General features: G+C 51.0%; 22 protein-coding genes and 1 other RNA gene. 3 read left to right on the forward strand and 20 right to left on the reverse strand.

Translation table 11 applies throughout. The annotated features are described in order from the left end of the window. Position 1 precedes the first annotated feature (1 nt). The 18 genes from tolR to ssrS all read right to left on the reverse strand — a co-directional run bounded on the left by tolR (position 2) and on the right by ssrS (position 11,997). Positions 2 to 448: a protein TolR gene (tolR, locus tag O4H47_RS15015; protein ID WP_269394831.1), complete on the reverse strand. Its 447-nt coding sequence runs from the start codon at positions 446 to 448 to the stop codon at positions 2 to 4. Then, on the reverse strand, positions 448 to 1,152 hold the full coding sequence (gene tolQ / locus O4H47_RS15020) for a protein TolQ (protein ID WP_269394832.1): 705 nt from the start codon (positions 1,150 to 1,152) through the stop codon (positions 448 to 450). Before tolQ ends, tolR begins: the two co-directional genes overlap by 1 nt. Positions 1,153 to 1,345: 193 nt before the next feature. Next, the gene (gene ybgC / locus O4H47_RS15025; protein ID WP_269394833.1) at positions 1,346 to 1,780 is read right to left on the reverse strand and encodes a tol-pal system-associated acyl-CoA thioesterase; all 435 of its coding nucleotides are present in this window, start codon (positions 1,778 to 1,780) and stop codon (positions 1,346 to 1,348) included. Position 1,781: 1 nt separating this feature from the next. Next, entirely contained in the window at positions 1,782 to 2,231 is a 450-nt protein-coding gene (locus tag O4H47_RS15030) for a hypothetical protein (protein WP_269394834.1), read from the reverse strand. Between the two features lie 21 nt (positions 2,232 to 2,252). Then, on the reverse strand, positions 2,253 to 2,783 hold the full coding sequence (locus tag O4H47_RS15035; RefSeq protein WP_269394835.1) for an NUDIX hydrolase: 531 nt from the start codon (positions 2,781 to 2,783) through the stop codon (positions 2,253 to 2,255). Further along, positions 2,743 to 3,234: an NUDIX hydrolase gene (locus O4H47_RS15040; RefSeq protein ID WP_269394836.1), complete on the reverse strand. Its 492-nt coding sequence runs from the start codon at positions 3,232 to 3,234 to the stop codon at positions 2,743 to 2,745. Before O4H47_RS15040 ends, O4H47_RS15035 begins: the two co-directional genes overlap by 41 nt. A 26-nt stretch (positions 3,235 to 3,260) precedes the next feature. Beyond that, positions 3,261 to 4,163: a metallophosphoesterase gene (locus tag O4H47_RS15045; protein WP_269394837.1), complete on the reverse strand. Its 903-nt coding sequence runs from the start codon at positions 4,161 to 4,163 to the stop codon at positions 3,261 to 3,263. Between the two features lie 60 nt (positions 4,164 to 4,223). Continuing rightward, on the reverse strand, positions 4,224 to 5,267 hold the full coding sequence (ruvB, locus tag O4H47_RS15050; RefSeq protein ID WP_269394838.1) for a Holliday junction branch migration DNA helicase RuvB: 1,044 nt from the start codon (positions 5,265 to 5,267) through the stop codon (positions 4,224 to 4,226). Positions 5,268 to 5,270: 3 nt separating this feature from the next. Then, positions 5,271 to 5,822 (reverse strand): hypothetical protein, encoded by a 552-nt coding sequence (locus O4H47_RS15055; RefSeq protein WP_269394839.1) that lies wholly within the window; start codon positions 5,820 to 5,822, stop codon positions 5,271 to 5,273. Continuing rightward, complete coding sequence (gene ruvA / locus O4H47_RS15060) at positions 5,819 to 6,436, reverse strand: Holliday junction branch migration protein RuvA (RefSeq protein ID WP_269394840.1); 618 nt, start codon at positions 6,434 to 6,436, stop codon at positions 5,819 to 5,821. Before ruvA ends, O4H47_RS15055 begins: the two co-directional genes overlap by 4 nt. Then, a complete protein-coding gene (gene ruvC, locus O4H47_RS15065) occupies positions 6,437 to 6,943 on the reverse strand; it encodes a crossover junction endodeoxyribonuclease RuvC (RefSeq protein ID WP_269394841.1) in 507 nt (168 codons plus the stop codon). A gap of 91 nt (positions 6,944 to 7,034) precedes the next feature. Then, on the reverse strand, positions 7,035 to 7,526 hold the full coding sequence (locus tag O4H47_RS15070) for a copper chaperone PCu(A)C (RefSeq protein ID WP_269394842.1): 492 nt from the start codon (positions 7,524 to 7,526) through the stop codon (positions 7,035 to 7,037). A gap of 69 nt (positions 7,527 to 7,595) precedes the next feature. Continuing rightward, the gene (locus O4H47_RS15075) at positions 7,596 to 7,994 is read right to left on the reverse strand and encodes a hypothetical protein (protein WP_269394843.1); all 399 of its coding nucleotides are present in this window, start codon (positions 7,992 to 7,994) and stop codon (positions 7,596 to 7,598) included. Between the two features lie 33 nt (positions 7,995 to 8,027). Beyond that, complete coding sequence (locus tag O4H47_RS15080; RefSeq protein ID WP_269394844.1) at positions 8,028 to 8,780, reverse strand: YebC/PmpR family DNA-binding transcriptional regulator; 753 nt, start codon at positions 8,778 to 8,780, stop codon at positions 8,028 to 8,030. A gap of 176 nt (positions 8,781 to 8,956) precedes the next feature. Then, positions 8,957 to 9,307 carry a DUF1330 domain-containing protein gene (locus tag O4H47_RS15085; protein WP_269394845.1) on the reverse strand — a complete coding sequence of 117 codons (351 nt, stop codon included), beginning with the start codon at positions 9,305 to 9,307 and terminating at the stop codon, positions 8,957 to 8,959. A gap of 1,093 nt (positions 9,308 to 10,400) precedes the next feature. Then, the gene (locus O4H47_RS15090; RefSeq protein ID WP_269394846.1) at positions 10,401 to 11,210 is read right to left on the reverse strand and encodes a TIGR00282 family metallophosphoesterase; all 810 of its coding nucleotides are present in this window, start codon (positions 11,208 to 11,210) and stop codon (positions 10,401 to 10,403) included. Next, complete coding sequence (locus O4H47_RS15095) at positions 11,210 to 11,806, reverse strand: 5-formyltetrahydrofolate cyclo-ligase (protein WP_269394847.1); 597 nt, start codon at positions 11,804 to 11,806, stop codon at positions 11,210 to 11,212. Before O4H47_RS15095 ends, O4H47_RS15090 begins: the two co-directional genes overlap by 1 nt. A 27-nt stretch (positions 11,807 to 11,833) precedes the next feature. Then, positions 11,834 to 11,997, reverse strand: a non-coding RNA gene (ssrS, locus tag O4H47_RS15100) — 6S RNA. Between the two features lie 156 nt (positions 11,998 to 12,153). Between ssrS and O4H47_RS15105 the strand changes: the two genes are divergently transcribed. Continuing rightward, complete coding sequence (locus tag O4H47_RS15105) at positions 12,154 to 12,648, forward strand: hypothetical protein (RefSeq protein WP_269394848.1); 495 nt, start codon at positions 12,154 to 12,156, stop codon at positions 12,646 to 12,648. A gap of 12 nt (positions 12,649 to 12,660) precedes the next feature. Here O4H47_RS15105 and O4H47_RS15110 read toward each other — a convergent pair whose 3' ends face one another. Next, the gene (locus tag O4H47_RS15110; RefSeq protein WP_269394849.1) at positions 12,661 to 13,056 is read right to left on the reverse strand and encodes a cell division protein ZapA; all 396 of its coding nucleotides are present in this window, start codon (positions 13,054 to 13,056) and stop codon (positions 12,661 to 12,663) included. Positions 13,057 to 13,062: 6 nt separating this feature from the next. Continuing rightward, positions 13,063 to 13,353 carry a DUF4164 family protein gene (locus O4H47_RS15115; protein ID WP_269394850.1) on the reverse strand — a complete coding sequence of 97 codons (291 nt, stop codon included), beginning with the start codon at positions 13,351 to 13,353 and terminating at the stop codon, positions 13,063 to 13,065. Between the two features lie 233 nt (positions 13,354 to 13,586). Here O4H47_RS15115 and tkt point away from each other — a divergent pair, with 233 nt between their 5' ends. Beyond that, positions 13,587 to 15,563, forward strand: a complete 1,977-nt coding sequence (gene tkt, locus O4H47_RS15120; RefSeq protein WP_269394851.1) for a transketolase — start codon at positions 13,587 to 13,589, stop codon at positions 15,561 to 15,563. A gap of 78 nt (positions 15,564 to 15,641) precedes the next feature. Next, a complete protein-coding gene (gene gap, locus O4H47_RS15125; RefSeq protein WP_269394852.1) occupies positions 15,642 to 16,649 on the forward strand; it encodes a type I glyceraldehyde-3-phosphate dehydrogenase in 1,008 nt (335 codons plus the stop codon). The last annotated feature ends 62 nt before the right edge of the window (positions 16,650 to 16,711 follow it).

Below are 16,711 nucleotides of genomic sequence, written 5' to 3' on the forward strand. Positions count from 1 at the left end.
GCTACTGCCCCTGCTCCTGCTCGGTAATCAAGCCAATTTTGGTATATCCAGCGCCAGACAATTGGCCCATGACTTTCATCACAGAACCATAATCAGCAACGGTGTCACCGCGCACATAAATACGTTCGTCCGTGCCATTTGGCGCTGCGGCTTCAATTGTTAAAATCAGCTCTGCTGGGTCAATCTTATCTTCCCCAACATAAATATCGCCCGACGATGTAACCGAAACGGTGACCGGTTTGCTCTCGGTGTTCAAAGACTTTGCTTGGCTTTGGGGCAGATCAATCGGCACACCAACGGTCAGCAAAGGCGCTGCCACCATGAAGACAATCAAGAGCACCAGCATCACGTCCACGAGAGGGGTCACGTTGATTTCGCTCATGGGCTGACTTTTGCCGCGCCGTCCTCTGCGTCTGCTCGAGCGACCACCGCCCACGCTCATACCCATTACTGACCTCGGCTTTCAAGCTGTCGGGTCAGAATAGACGAGAACTCATCTGCAAAGCCTTCCAATCGTCCGTTCAACTTGTTCGCATCACTTGAAAGCTTGTTGTAAGCAATAACCGCTGGAATAGCGGCCAATAGGCCAAGCGCTGTTGCAAACAAGGCTTCAGCAATACCCGGCGCAACAACAGCCAAATTTGTACTTTTGGACGCAGCGATTGATTGGAACGAATTCATAATGCCCCAAACCGTACCGAACAGGCCAACAAACGGGGAAGCTGAGCCAACCGTTGCGAGAAACGTTAAACGCGATTCAAGCTTATCGCTTTCCCGACCGATGGTGAGGTCTAACACTTTGTCCAAACGTTGCTGCACACCAAGATAAGAAGATGCGCCTTGCTCGTGGCTGCGCTTCCATTCTTTCATCGCCGCAACAAACACCGAAGCCATGCCACGGGTGTCTGTGTCATTGAGCTGCTGATAGAGTTCTTCCAGGCTTTGGCCAGACCAAAAATTCTTTTCGAACCGGTTCATTTCGCGCCGTGAACGGTCATACAGCATGGTTTTATCGACAATGATTGCCCAACTCCACACAGAGGCGACGAGCAAGCCAATCATGACCGATTTAACAACCCAATCGGCAGCCCAAAACAAGGCAAACAGTGAAAAGTCTACTTCAGCGGCTGCACTGGCGAGTTCTACTTCCATTTATCTTCCCCTAAATTGCCAACCCCCGTTTCACCGCGCAGTTGGCCCATCCACTCGACATGCCGCTCAATTTTGTCAAATTTAAGAGCGCAATTGCCGAATAAGCCTACAAATTGCCTTATAGCGACCCATAGGCTGATCCGGTAATTTTAGGGTTAATGAATTGTTGCTGAATTGAAGATGAACGATTTATCTACTCAAGCGCATTTCTAATAGATTGTGGCAATCGGGTCGGTTTTCCGTCCGTTTTGATCGCTACAGCGACCACTTTGGCTTGTGTGATCACATCCCCGCCTCGCCGCATAACCTGTTCAATGGTCAAGCGCGAGCCCTTCATTTCAATCACTTGAGAACTTACCTCAAGCAAATCATCAATATGGGCAGCTTGCAAATACTCGATGTTTAACGACCGCACCGCAAAGGCAACCCCGTTTTCCGCCAGCAGAGTTTCGTGGTGTACATTGTGCGCACGTAGCAATTCCGTGCGGGCCCGCTCGAAGAATTTCAAGTAAGCCGCGTGGTAAACATTGCCCGAGAAATCCGTATCCTCATAATAAACGCGCACCGGAAACAGATGCGCGCCATCGCTGGTGAGCTGCCCACCAAACTGATAATTTTGATTGTCCACGCTAGTTTACAACCCTTGCACACGTCATATCGCCAACCCCCTCGCATGGGGCAAATGTCATAATTTCGCTTTCGCTATCATCGTCAAACACCACCTGCACAGATAGTGTTTTTACGCTTTGTGAAGGTTGACGCATTGCTGTGGCTTCCCAGCCGGCATCACTTGGAATGGCAAACGGAATGGCTGGAATGCATCTCACCAAAGGAAAAGTTTGATCAAGCGCATCCGAATTCAACGAGTAGCGCACCTCTTTCATCCGGCAACGAAGGGTCACCAATGCACTAAAGTAAATCCATTGATGCCCATCATATTCGCGAAACGAAACCCAGCCCGAACCTTTGTTCGCATCCAGCATCATCTTATACATTGATAAATCAGGCAGCTCTTGCGCAGATGCCGTTGCAGGACCAAGCCCCATTAACAGCCCCAGTGCCAACAAAAGTTTTTTCATATTATCCTCCCCGAAACCAAATTATTCGTCCAATATAACATGCATGGGCGCTTGGGGCAGGTCAATGAACTGGGCGCGCAATGGGCCGGGTTTCAAATCAACTTGTGCCAACGCCTCAGGGGTCGCTTCAATCCACCGATAAAAATACGAATTGCCGCCATCCTCGTGGCTATGGCAATCCTTTCCAATCACAAATGGTATATTCTTGGGCCGCTCAACCTCAAAATAGAATGCCAGTTCATGAAACCGTTCATTATCGAGTGTGAAAAAACTCTCCGCAATAATTAGCGGGCTGCGAACAGTAATTTGAGCGTTTAACTCCTCCGCCAATTCACGTTGCAACGCCTCAGCACTCAACTCACCACGTTTTATGCGACCGCCAGGCAAGAAGCTGAAATCGATCCCCCGCTCATTATCACAAAGGATGTGACCCTCATGCTTGATGATCGCAGCACATCGCACGTTAAAGCGCTCGCCCGGTGACCTGAAACTTAAATCAATGCCCACAATCTCAATACTCCGGATCAACAACCGTGTGATGTTCAAACCCATCAGGCAACGTCAGCAATCGGGTGCGCATGGCCAAGGGGTGCAGGTTGACGCGGCACAGGTGATTGGCAGTATAGGGCACCCATTCAAAGCTTAGGGCCTTGCCGTCATCTTCGCCAAATTGGCAAACACCTTGAGTTACAAATGCAACATGAGCAGGCGGTTCAATTTCATAATAAAACGCAAATTCATGGAACTTCTTGCCATAGCGCCAGAAAAAATTTTCAATAATATATTTGAGTTGCGGCCCTTCGATTTTGGCGTTTAGCTCTTCGTTCATTTCCCGATGGATAGCATCCAACGAGCTTTCGCCCCGCTGAATGCGGCCACCAGGCAAGCACACAAAATCATCATCATCTTCGCGCACCACCAACACATGCCCTTCACGCCGGATAATCGCCACAGCGCGTACATTGACCCGGTTCTGGCCCTCATCAAAGGTGAGATTACTCATACAAATATGCCCCTAAAAATGATGCTTCAATACAACTCAATCAGGTTGATCTCTGGCGGCACGCCAAATCGAACAGGTAATATAGAACACCCTAGCCCGCCCGAGACAAGCAGATCTGAGCCATTTTCTTGAATATGACCATATGCATATTTGTTGCCAAACTTCGAAGGTACAACCGGCGAATAGCTCCCGAACCGAATTTGCCCGCCATGAGTATGACCACTCAAAGTCAACGCCACGTGATCTGGAACGCGCGGAAAAATGTCCGGTTCATGGGCCATGAGAATGACAGGGGCATCATCATTGATCTGAGCAAGAGTACCATCCAGATCATCCAGTCCAACATGTTTGCCCCGGGTTAGGCCTTTGTTGGGTTGCAAAGCCCATTGATCGGCCAACCCGGCCAGCCAAAAGCCCTTGCCATCTTTTTCTAGACGAACTGTATGATTTTCATAGACCGCAATGCCAACCGCCTTAAGCGCTTCACCAACCGCGGTTGGACCTTTGCCACGTTTTTGTGCAGCTTCATCTTCCCACCAATCATGGTTACCCAAAATGGCATGTACACCCAATGGCGCGTTCAGTCTGCTCAATGCCTGTGCCAATTCACTATTCGGCAGACTGGAAAACACAAGGTTCATGCCAGACAAGTAGTCACCCAACAGAACAATAATGTCAGCATTGAGCGAATTGGCGCGGTCCACAACCTGTTTTATTCGACGCGCATTCATCCATGGTTCGCATGCATGAAAATCGGCTAACGCTGCGATCCGAAGTGGCGGGCCATTATGCCACTGGCGCGGCGACAATCGATTATGGGTAACCCTTAATCTCACTAAAGGCTCCAAGCCAAATGCATAGCCAACAACCCCAATACCGCCAGCCATGGCAGCACCAAACAGCTTCAAGAATTTTCTGCGCGAAATCACCAAGGCCCTTTCAGAATTTTGGCGCAATCTGCACACACATTCTGGCGCAATTCGGGCGGATTATTCTTCGCTTCCCTCTTCTTCAAACAAGCTGGCTTGAACCCCCAAGAACCCTTGGGGCACGCCCATGCCCATGTGCTGAAACGCCATTGCGGTTAGCATGCGCCCACGCGGGGTGCGTTGAATGAAGCCTTGCTGAATGAGATAAGGCTCAATAATTTCCTCAACCGCATCGCGCGGTTCCGACAGTGCAGCAGCGATGGTTTCAATGCCTACCGGACCACCACTGTAGTTTGTGGCAATGGTGCCCAAATAGCGCCGATCCACCTGATCAAGGCCTTTTTTGTCCACGTCCAACCGCCCTAGCGCTTTGTCGGCCACGGCGGCGGTGATTTCGTCCACATCGTCAACTTGCGCAAAATCAGCGACACGGCGCAGCAAGCGCCCAGCGATCCGTGGCGTTCCTCGAGAACGACGGGCAATTTCCATTGCCCCGTCTTCACTCATGCCAATGCCCATCAGGCGCGCGCCACGGCGGACAATTTTTACCAGTTCCTCTGGTGTGTAGAATTGCAACCGCACCGGAATGCCAAATCGATCCCGCAACGGTGTGGTCAACAGCCCTGCCCGCGTGGTCGCGGCAACCAGAGTGAACTTGGCCAAATCAATCCGCACCGAACGGGCCGCAGGTCCCTCGCCAATAATCAAATCCAGTTGAAAATCTTCCATCGCCGGATAAAGCACCTCTTCAACCTGCGGGTTAAGGCGGTGAATTTCATCGATAAACAGCACGTCGCGTTCTTCAAGATTGGTCAGCAATGCCGCCAAATCCCCCGCCTTGGTGATCACTGGACCAGAGGTTGCGCGAAACCCAACGCCCAACTCTTTCGCCACAATTTGCGCCAAGGTTGTTTTGCCCAAGCCTGGGGGCCCAACGAACAGCACGTGATCGAGCGCCGAACCACGCTTTTTCGCCGCGTCGATGAACACTTGTAAATTGTCCCGCGCCTTTTCTTGCCCAACGAAATCATTGAACAACGAAGGGCGTAGACTAACGTCAATCTCGCCATCACGGCCCGCGGTGCTATCGGTTATGTCCGTCATAAATTACCTATTGTCATTCGTTTTAGGCGAATGTTTCGCACCGCCAATGAACCAGCATACATGCGCCCAAAGGAACGAAATGGCTGCACCTAAGAAGCCACCTAGTGCAACGCCCAACACCAATTCACCTACATTTGCCGCACTCAAGTCCGTGCCCATAAGGAAGTATAAGACCCCAATCAGCGACACCCCATAAATGCCACCCGCCATCACTGCGCGGCGCACAAATATCTGGCGCAGCAACAAGAAGCCTTTGTTCACACCAAGGGCGTATGAGCCAAGCGAGACAAGACTAAACGGCACCCCAACCACGCCAATCACCAGCGCTGTACCAAAAAGCCGCGCCACCTGCATCCAATAGCCGCCAACGGTTGGGTTAGTGATTGCGTTCCATAGGTCCGAAAACCCGAACATCAACATCACAAATAGCGCACTGCCGATTGGCCCAACCACAGCACTCACCCAAACAAACCGCGCCGCATCATTTTGCGGTTTCTTTTCCTCAGGCTCCGGCTTGCGCTTTTGCGACAGATCAAATTTTAGAACGTTATTCAACTGCTCAACTCCTTAAGCCCCATGCGGATGAGTTTTTCGGTGGAGACATCATCACCCTCTTTAGCGACGATGCGCGCCAGCGCGGATGAAGCTTGCATTTGCGAATAGCCCAAATTGGTGAGGGCTGATACCGCATCGGCCACATTGCTTGTGGCCACCCCTTCGCCAATCGCTTCTTGTAAACCTTGCACGCCCGCATCCACCGCGCCCATGGCGGGGATTTTGCCTTTGAGTTCGGTCACGATGCGCTGCGCCACCTTTGGGCCAACGCCCGGCGCGCGGCCAACCATAACTTTGTCTTGCAAGGCAATGGCGCTTGAAATTTCTGAAACCGTGAGGGTGGATAAGATCGCCAGCGCCACCTTTGCGCCAACGCCCTGCACTTTCATCAACAGCAGAAACCATTGCTTTTCTGACTGAGTGCCAAAGCCAAACAGCTTGAGCTGGTCTTCGCGCACATAGGTTTCAATGAACAATGTGGTGGCTTCGCCAACGCTGGGGAGATTACCCAAAGTGCGACCCGAGCAATGGCAAACGTAGCAAACGCCGTTCACATCAATCAGCACGCTATCATCTTCAAGTGCCTCAACAAGGCCTTTTAGTTTGCCAATCATTTATGCACTCGCTTTTTGATTTAAGGTGCCGCGATGGTGCGCGTGGGTTATCGCGATCGCTAACGCATCTGCCGCATCTGCGCTTTCAAACTTTGCAGTCGGCAGCAAGATATTGATCATCAATTGCACTTGGTTTTTATCCGCATGGCCCGCGCCAACCACTGATTTTTTGACCTTATTGGCCGAATATTCCCCCACCCGCAACCCACAGGTTGCCGGGGTCATCAAACACACGCCACGTGCTTGGCCCAACAAAAGGGCAGAGCGCGGCCCCGCATTGACAAATGTTTCTTCAACCGCCGCCTCATCTGGGCGGTGCAAAGCGATCAGATCCTTGATCCCATTGTAAAGCGCCAGCAAGCGTTCAGGCAGTTCGTCTTTTACCGGCGGTTGCACCACGCCGGAGGCCACATAAGTTAGCCGATTGCCGGTTTGATCGATAATGCCCCAACCCGTGTTCCTAAGGCCAGGATCGATTCCCAAAATTCTAATGGTTGAATTGCTCATCATCACCGCGCCAGAAAGAAAAAGAGGTGCAGTTGCCCGCACCTCTTTCTTTGAACATGTTCTTGTTCTGTACGCAAGTATTGCGCGCGAATTAGTGGTTGGCGTGGTCCATTGCTGGCGCACCAATTTTGGCCGCTGGGAACATGACGTCCACTTTGCCCCCATGTTCAAACTCAAGGGTGATTTTAACCATCTCACCAACGGAGATCGCTTTGTGCAAACCAATCATCATCATGTGGAAGCTGCCCGGTTTCAACTCAACAGTTGCACCCGGCTCAATCACCAGACCATCTTTGAGCTGCGCCATTTTCATCACGCCATTGTCCATGCTCATTTCATGCACTTCAACCGCCTTGGCCATTTCAGAAGAGGCGCCAACCAACCGGTCCGCCATATGGCCCTTATTGGTCAATGTCATAAATGCACCGCCTGCTGGCGCACCATTTGGCGTTGCCCGGGTCCATGCTTTTTCAATGCTCACATCACCAGCCATCACCATGCCCATTTGCTCATCCGCCTGGGCAGGGCCAAAATTCAACATAAGCGTAATTGCGCTCAACAGCGCGAGGATCGTTTTTTTCATGTTCATTCCAAATCTATATCCGCTGGGCACATTTGGCTCACAGCATTATTGTTCGATAGTTTTACAAGATCAGGAATAAATAGGAGGGGCTCTTGGCGCATGTGGCGAAAGCTGCAAACCGCGTCGCGCAACAAACAACTGGGGCAGGACCAAAGGAGAAGCGTCCAAATCCGGTTGGTCAAATTGCGGTGCGATTGGCGCTTGGGCCAAATCCGCAGCGGCTGATTGAGCGACGAGACACAAGGTCTCGCCCTCAAGAACAGTTTCAGAACGATCTGATGGATCAACAGCGATCAAGCCATGCGCTGTACAGAGCACCAAACGGTCTTCGCCAGACCATTCGGACAGCGCACCAGCATAGCTGGGCAACATGGCTTGAAACAAAAGGAATATGGCAAGCGTCAACGCACGTTCAGCACGCGACAATCGCAACATCCCTTTCATTTGCTTGAGCCAATTGCCCATCATCAAAATCGTTCCTTTGTCTTAATGCAGTAAGGCTTAGTCTTCAGCAGAGAGTTGGGCCATCACCTCTTCAGACATTTCAAAGTTGGCGTACACATTTTGCACGTCATCATCATCTTCCAATGTTTCGATGAGCTTCATCAGGGTCGCACCCTTTTCAGCATCCACCGGCACATTGTTTTGCGGTTTCCAAATCGGATTGACAGATTTTGGCTCGCCAAGTGCTTTTTCAAGCGCTGTAGAAACTTCATTCATATCTTCAAACGCGCAAATGATCGTGTGACCATTTTCGTCAGACTGACAGTCTTCAGCACCCGCTTCAATCGCGGCATCCATCAACGTGTCTGCGTCGCCTGCTTCAGCGTCATAAGTGATTTCGCCAACACGATCGAACATAAAGCCAACCGAGCCCGTTTCACCCAACGCGCCGCCATTTTTTGAGAATGTGGAACGCACAGTAGATGCTGTCCGGTTTCTATTGTCGGTCAAAGCCTCAACGATAACCGCAACACCGCCCGGGCCATAGCCCTCATAGCGGATCTCATCATAAGACTCAGCGTCACCACCGACAGCTTTTTTAATCGCGCGCTCAATATTGTCCTTGGGCATAGATTGCGATTTGGCGTTTTGAATCGCCAAGCGCAAGCGCGGGTTCATATCCGGATCAGGCAAGCCACTTTTCGCGGCAACCGTGATTTCCTTTGAGAATTTAGAGAACATCTTAGAGCGCAGTTTATCCTGACGCCCCTTGCGGTGCATAATATTTGAAAATTGTGAATGGCCGGCCATGTCTTCGGTCATCCCCCTAATTGGTTGAACTGATTTCGCATCTTATATGGCGTCGCCAGCACAAAATAAAGCCTCTCGACGCTGATTCTAACCATGGTTCACGCAACAAACTTTGCGCTAGGTCAAGTTGGCTTTCAAATTTGGAATGTTTGAGTGTGATCAAAGCCAAATAAGCCTCAACCTGCAAAACCTTCAACACCAATCATCGTCATGTCACTTAAGGGCAAGCGCACCGCCCTTGCTTTTTGATAATCATTAGAGGCGTAGAAATCATCAAAGTTTTGTTTTGACGGAAACTTGAGCATCACCAACCGGCGCGGCTGCAAGTGCGTGCCTTCAACCACATTGAACGCCCCACCGCGCACCAGATATTCACCGCCAAATCTCTCAACTGCAGGACGGGCCAGCGCCATATATTCTTTATATTCCTCTGGCTTGTCGATTTGCACATCAACAATCACATAATAATCAGTCATCAATTTCCTCATTGCTTTTTTCTCTGAAAACATGTGCACAGCATTGCCCATTTGTCACCTCCAATAGGACAAGAAACACCAATGCCCCCGCACGAAATTTTCGGCAAGGTTCAATGTGAAAAGTGCAGACACGCGAGGCGGTTAAGGTCTCGTGTTATTTGGTAGTAAGAATGAGACGTTAAACGCCTCGCGTGAAATGGCTTTTGCCTTGAAACTGAAATACCCCGGGGTGCTAAACCCTTCTATCCCCTTGCTCAGCGCTCCATCAAAACTGTTTTGATCGCCTTGATCATTTGATGAGTGCCAGTTGGCACAGGTGAGAAACAATACCCACCAAACATCTTACAAGCTGCCTTCGGTGTCAGGCTGGACATTTCAATTCAACGCGAACAACAACCGTCTTGTTGTTCGGCCATCCCCTTTTCTCTAAGAGTTACGCGCCGCCGTCGCAGACTTCGTCTGCTTCCCCGGCACCCCCGCCGATTGGTGGTCAACACCAACGCGTTGCGGAGGTCAGATAGCCCCCGGATCAACCCGCGCGGCGCAAGCGCCACTTGATTGTCCGGGGCAATGCGGGTGGAAATCAATTGTTCCTCTCGCACCGTCCCGCACTTGATGCGGGATCTACTTTAAAGCCCCCCACCCTTAATCCCTCCCCACAAGGGGGAGGGAAACCAGGGCAGTGCCATCACAACCCTCACCGCCCAACATTCGTCAATGCCCTGCGACGGTTTCAAGAAAAGGTCCGCATATTGTGGCATGAGCTATTGGGTGCGGGGATAAGTTTTGTCAAAAACCACCCCCAAACGCCTCACCTCACCCCGCGCGTCATCCCGGATTTAGTCCGGGATCCAGGCGAGAACAACCGCCAACAAATGTGTTCGTGGTTTACTCCGGCCTGGTTCCCTGCCTGCGCAGGGATGACGGATAATATTGGCGCGTGCGCCTTGCCCAAATTTGCTGATCGAAATGAGCTCTCTTTCACCGTTCGCCCACCACATCCATGGTTCGACAAGCTCACCATGAGGTTGGGGGGAAAAGTAAAAGCGCGGTGAGCTTGCAACCAGCGCTCGCTCAGGCACCCCAATTTAGGTCAGTCGGTTATCGGCCCTCACCCAAATTGTGGTGCGCACCGTAAGCGCATCTAAAAAGGCAAAGCCTCAGAAATACTGCCACCTACCCGCACTGGCGCCACATAGGTGCATAAGCCAGCCCCGTTGGTTTCAATCGCAACGCCGCAAACGCTGGGGTTGCCTTCGGCGGGGGTAAAACGTTCTTTGGGGATGCCGGTCACAAAACGGTTGATGGGTTCTTCAGCTTGCATGCCGATCACACTATCGTAATCCCCGCACATGCCCGCGTCGGACATGATGGCGGTGCCACCCGATAGAATGCGGTGATCAGCAGTTGGGATATGAGTGTGGGTGCCCACAACCAATGAGGCGCGACCATCACAAAAATGGCCCATGCCTTGCATTTCTGAGGTCGCTTCGGCGTGAAAATCTACAATTGCTGCATCTGCCACATCGCCGATGGGACATCCGTTAAGAGCATCGTCAACTGCTGCGAACGGGTCGTTGATCGGGTTCATAAACACACGCCCGAGCGCATTGATCACCAAAACGCGTTGCCCGCCTTGGCTTTCATACATCATCGATCCGCGACCCGGGGCTGTGTGCGACATATTGATGGGGCGCAACAAAGTTTCTTCACGCGCAATCACCCCAAGGGTTTCACGCTGATCAAACGCATGATCACCCAAGGTAATCACATCCGCGCCCGCTTCTAACAATTCGCGGTAATGCTTTTCCGTCAGGCCACGCCCATGAGAGGCATTTTCGCCGTTCACAATCACAAAATCAAAATTATAGGCGCTTCGCAGGTCAGGCAAATAGCGCTGCACACCTGCACGGCCACAGCGGCCCATCACATCGCCTAAAAACAATATCCGCATTAGTTTTTCTCCTGCGGGAGGAAGCGGCGCACGCCAGCCTCACTCACCACCATATCCAAAGGTTTATCGTGGGGTTCAGCGGGCATCACATCAACTTCTTGAGCCGAAAAGGCATAGCCAACCAAAATCACCGGCTTTTCGATCTGATCAATCGTGCGATCATAAAAGCCCGCGCCATAGCCAAGCCGGTTGCCATTCGCGTCAAACCCAAGCATGGGCAAAACCATCACATCAGGCACCACCACCGGCGCACCAGCTTGGGGCGCAAGGGTGCCAAAACCAGAAGGCGCGAGCGGCTGGCCCGCCTCCCACAATCGAAATTCAAGCGGCTGATCACGGCCCAAAACAACCGGCAAACAGACCTGATGCCCCTCGTCCATCAACTGAACAAGCAAAGGTTCGGTGCTCAATTCGTCCCTGATCGCCCAATAAAGCGAAACAATTTGGCCCGATTTTATGGGGACAGACGCTGTGAAGGTTTCTGCCGCGGCCAAAGCGGCTTCTGCGCGAAAAGAGGGGGAAAGGGCCGCACGCTTTTGATGGGCAGCATCGCGCATGTCAGACTTTGCGCGGAAAAGGTCGGTCGTGTCGCTCAACGTATTTGGCTTTCTAACCCAAAAAAATAAGGTGCCGCCCTGGCCGTCGGAAGGTATTTGATCCTGGGAACCTACTTACGTAGGTGGGCGCCGTATGTAAAAACCCACGGGTCTAAACAGGGACAGCTCCCTAAAGGATGCTTAAGGCCCCGGGAATGCAAAATTATCCGGCACGAGCCGGGCAGCGAAGAGCACATATAGGGGTAAAACGCCTTGGGGAAAAGGGTCTTGTGTGGTTTCATGCGCAAACGATATTAGCAATCTGCTTGCCATCCAGAAAAAAGCTGACACAATCATCGAACTTTTAGCGCATTACCCTATACATTTTTACAAATTATATTGCCCAAATGACCGATCAAACCGACCCCAAATACCAGTATAACCCATTCTGTCCGTTGGAAATTTCGGCTCAGGAAATTGCTGAAGGTTATGTCAGATATTTCGAGACCAGCCATTTGTCGAAGCGCCAGAAAATGGCTAAAGGCATTGATGATGATCAAGACTATGTGCACGCAATGTTCCACGCGGTGGAAACGGGTCCACTTGAGATCGGACTAGATGCCTGTGAAATCATTGCCAATAAATTTCCTGAAAGCGATGGTTATGAACAACTTGTCATTGGGCAATTTGGCAGCCTATTGAACAGCATGGCCGAAATTGAAGCGAAATCAATTGAGGCGATGCTGGAACAGATCGTTGAATCCCGCCCTTTAAACAAATTAGCAATAGAGGTCATAACCTGGTATTTGAGCACTGATGCGAAGATACTCTTGAACCAATTGCGCTTAAGGATCGCGAAACGCAGGAAGTGGTTAGATATGCCCACTCCTATTCCACTCTAGGAAAATCTCTGCTTAAGCCTGATCAATCTGGGTCGGCACGTCGCGTTGCGACGCATTTTCCAACTGAGCGGCGAGCAGTTCGACCCGTTCGCACACCATAACGATCTGTTTGGCGAAGTCTTCCTCTAGCGCGTCGCGCTCTTGCACCAATTTGTTGGACTTCATGGCCAACTGATCCAGCGCGTCTTTGGCTTTAGCCAATTCTTTTTGCAGCCCGGACAAATCGTCCATCACCGTTAATGCCGCCATCACGGTCAAGCGCGTATCGCCAGCTTCGCCGAATTCGCCCTTAAGGTCTTCCACGTAATTGGAAAACCGTGTTGCCAAATCACGTACGTGCGCTTCCTGACCATCTTCACAGGCCATGCGATATTTTCGACCATCGATTTCGACGTTAATTTCTGACATTAATTTTTACGAGGCCTCGTTCTCACCGTTTAATGCAAGCTGCACTTTTTCCATCACACCCATAATGCGCAATGAAACTTGTTTCGCCGACTGTTCGATTTCGCTGGCACGGGCCGTAGTTTTTTCGAGTTCATCAGCAAGCCGAGAACGTTCTTTGGCCAAATGTTGAACCTTTAGTTCCAATTCCGAAGCTGTGCCCAATTGCTGGCGCGTGCTGCGCAATTGCCGCTCCAATCGGTCCAACGCACCGTCTAAACGTTCGTTGGCACTGTCTAAATCAAAACTTTTTTCACCCATCAAATCGGCCAGACATCCCTCAGTGCGTAGGTTTTCCCAACGCCAACTTTACTTTGATTCTCTGTTATATATGCAGATAACCTGATCCGTTACCTAGTTTGCAACCAGCAATTAGCATAAAAATGGCGAAAATGGGGGAATTGACTCAAAAAGCGGACCTGATATGACATCGCCAGCAATTGTCGCCACTTAAATCCCATTTTACTGGGCAAAACATTTCGGGCAGGACTTTGATGACAGATCAAGCCAAAACCAGCGCAATGGCCAATGCAATTCGCGCGCTAACTATGGACGCAGTGCAAAAAGCCAATATCGGCCACCCTGGTATGCCAATGGGCGCCGCTGATATCGCCACTGTGCTTTTCACCAAAATCATGAAATTTGATCCAAAGGCGCCAAATTGGCCTGACCGCGATCGTTTCATTCTGTCCGCCGGTCACGGCTCCATGTTGCTTTATTCCGCGCTGCACTTGCTCGGTTATGAAGACATGACCATGGAAGACATCAAAGATTTCCGTCAGTTGGGCGCAAAAACCGCTGGTCACCCAGAGTACGGCCACGCCTCTGGCATTGAAACAACAACCGGTCCTTTGGGCCAAGGCATAGCCAATGCGGTTGGCATGGCAATGGCCGAAGCAAAACTTGCAGCTGACTATGGCGCAGACCTCGTTGATCACTATACCTACGCCATTGCAGGCGATGGCTGCTTGATGGAAGGTATCTCTCAAGAGGCAATCGCTTTGGCGGGTCACCTGAAACTGAACAAATTGATCGTGATTTGGGACGATAATGACATCACCATCGATGGCGCGGTGTCTTTGTCTGATTCGACAGATCAGCACGCGCGCTTCCGCGCATCGGGCTGGAACACGCTTTCTGTTGATGGTCACGACCAAGACGCAATTGAAAAAGTGCTGTTAGAAGCCCAAAAATCTGACAAGCCAACTTTGATCGCAGCAAAAACAGTGATCGGTTATGGCGCGCCAACAAAAGCGGGCACATCAGCTGCTCACGGCGCACCATTGGGCGAAGAAGAAATTGCAGGCGCACGCAAAGCCCTTGGTTGGGATCACCCACCATTTGTGTTGCCTAACGATGTGGTAGACGCTTGGCGTTTGGCCGGTCTTCGCTCCACCAAGCACCGCACCGCTTGGGAAGAACGCCTCGCCGCCAAAGACGCAGACTTTAAGGCTGAATTTGATCGCCGCGAAAATGGCTCTTTACCAACAAGCTTCAAAAAAGCGGTTACCGCATTCAAACGCGAAATTGCAGACGAGAAGCCAAAATGGGCAACCCGTGTTGCTTCGCAAAAAGCTTTGAACGTCATCAATGGCGTATTGCCTGAAATGTTTGGTGGCTCTGCCGATCTCACCGGCTCAAACAACACCAAGTCTGGCGATCAAACAGCCTTCACCGCAGACGACCGCTCTGGCTCATATGTTTATTACGGCATCCGCGAACACGGCATGGCTGCTGCCATGAACGGTATCGCACTGCACGGCGGCTTGGCACCATACGGTGGCACATTCATGGTCTTTACCGACTATTGCCGCCCAGCGATCCGCTTGTCTGCTTTGATGGGCATCCGCTCGATCTATGTCATGACACACGATTCTATTGGCTTGGGCGAAGATGGCCCAACCCACCAGCCGGTTGAACATTTGGCCGCGCTTCGCGCCATTCCAAACCTCAATGTATTCCGTCCAGCGGACGCCATGGAAACGGTTGAATGTTGGGAATTGTCCCTTAAAGCGAAGAAGACCCCATCTATTTTGGCCTTGACCCGCCAAGGTGTTCCAGCTTTCCGTGAGGCAACTGAAGAGAACCGATGCGCCAAGGGTGCCTACACAGTTTCAGGCGATAATGACGCTGAGATCGTATTGTTTGCATCTGGCTCTGAAGTGTCAGTGGCAATGGATGCGGCCAAAGAACTTGAAAAAGACAAGCATAGCGTACGGGTTGTTTCTGTGCCGTGCATGGAGCTGTTTGACGCGCAAAGCGCTGACTATCGCAAAGAAGTCATTGGCAACGCCAAATCTTATGTGGCCGTTGAGGCTGGCATTGAAATGGGCTGGCAAAAATATCTGGGCGTGAACGGCAAATTTGTGGGCATGTCCACATTTGGCGCCTCCGCACCGGGCAATCAATTGTTCGAGCATTTCGGCATTACGGCGAAAGTCGTGGTTGAAGCCGCAAAGTCGCAGCTGTAAATTATCAATCAATACGAAGGGGCAGGTCTGCCCCTTCTTTACTTTTTTCACCCCATTCACCTTTTTTGGAGATGACATATGGCAGTACGGGTAGCTATTAACGGTTTTGGTCGCATTGGCCGCAATATTTTGCGTGCAATTATTGAATCAGGCCGCACCGATATTGAAGTTGTAGCGATTAACGATCTTGGCCCAGTGGAAACCAACGCGCACTTGATCCGCTACGATAGCGTGCACGGCAAATTTCCAGGCACAGTAACTGTTGATGGCGACACAATTGACGTTGGCCGTGGCCCAATGAAAGTTTATGCGATCCGTGATCCAAAAGAATTGCCTTGGGGTGAGTTGGACATCGATATCGCAATGGAATGTACTGGCATTTTCACTGCCCGTGACAAAGCTCAGTTCCACCTTGATGCCGGCGCAAAACGCGTGCTGATTTCAGCCCCGGGTAAAGACGCTGACATCACCACTGTTTATGGCGTGAACCATGAAGACATTACTGCCGACCACAAAGTGATCTCAAACGCATCTTGCACCACAAACTGCTTGGCCCCATTGGCCAAAGTGTTGCACCGCGAATTGGGCATCGAAAAAGGCATGATGACCACTATTCACTCCTACACTGGCGACCAGCCAACATTGGACACCATGCACTCAGATCTTTACCGCGCCCGTGCAGCTGCAATGTCCATGATCCCAACATCAACTGGCGCTGCTAAAGCTGTTGGCCTTGTGTTGCCAGAACTTAACGGCAAATTGGACGGCATGTCAGTTCGTGTGCCAACACCAAATGTTTCTGTTGTAGATTTGAAGTTTATCGCAGGTCGCAACACAACCGCTGAAGAAGTGAACGCAGTTGTAAAAGCTGCCGCTGAAGGCGAATTGAAAGGCGTTCTTGATTACGATCCAGAAGCCAAAGTTTCAATCGACTTCAACCACGACCCACACTCATCAAACTTTGCAGCACAGCAAACCAAAGTCATGGATAATAACTTCGTTTCTGTGATGAGCTGGTACGACAATGAGTGGGGTTTCTCCAACCGCATGTCAGACGTAGCAGTTGTGATCGGCAAAACGCTCTAGTTTTTACAGCTTTTGCGAACCGAATTTTGTAAGGGGCTCTTTGGAGCCCCTTATTTTTGAGC

The organism is Maritalea porphyrae, assembly GCF_027213965.1.
GTDB classification, from domain to species: domain Bacteria; phylum Pseudomonadota; class Alphaproteobacteria; order Rhizobiales; family Devosiaceae; genus Maritalea; species Maritalea porphyrae_A.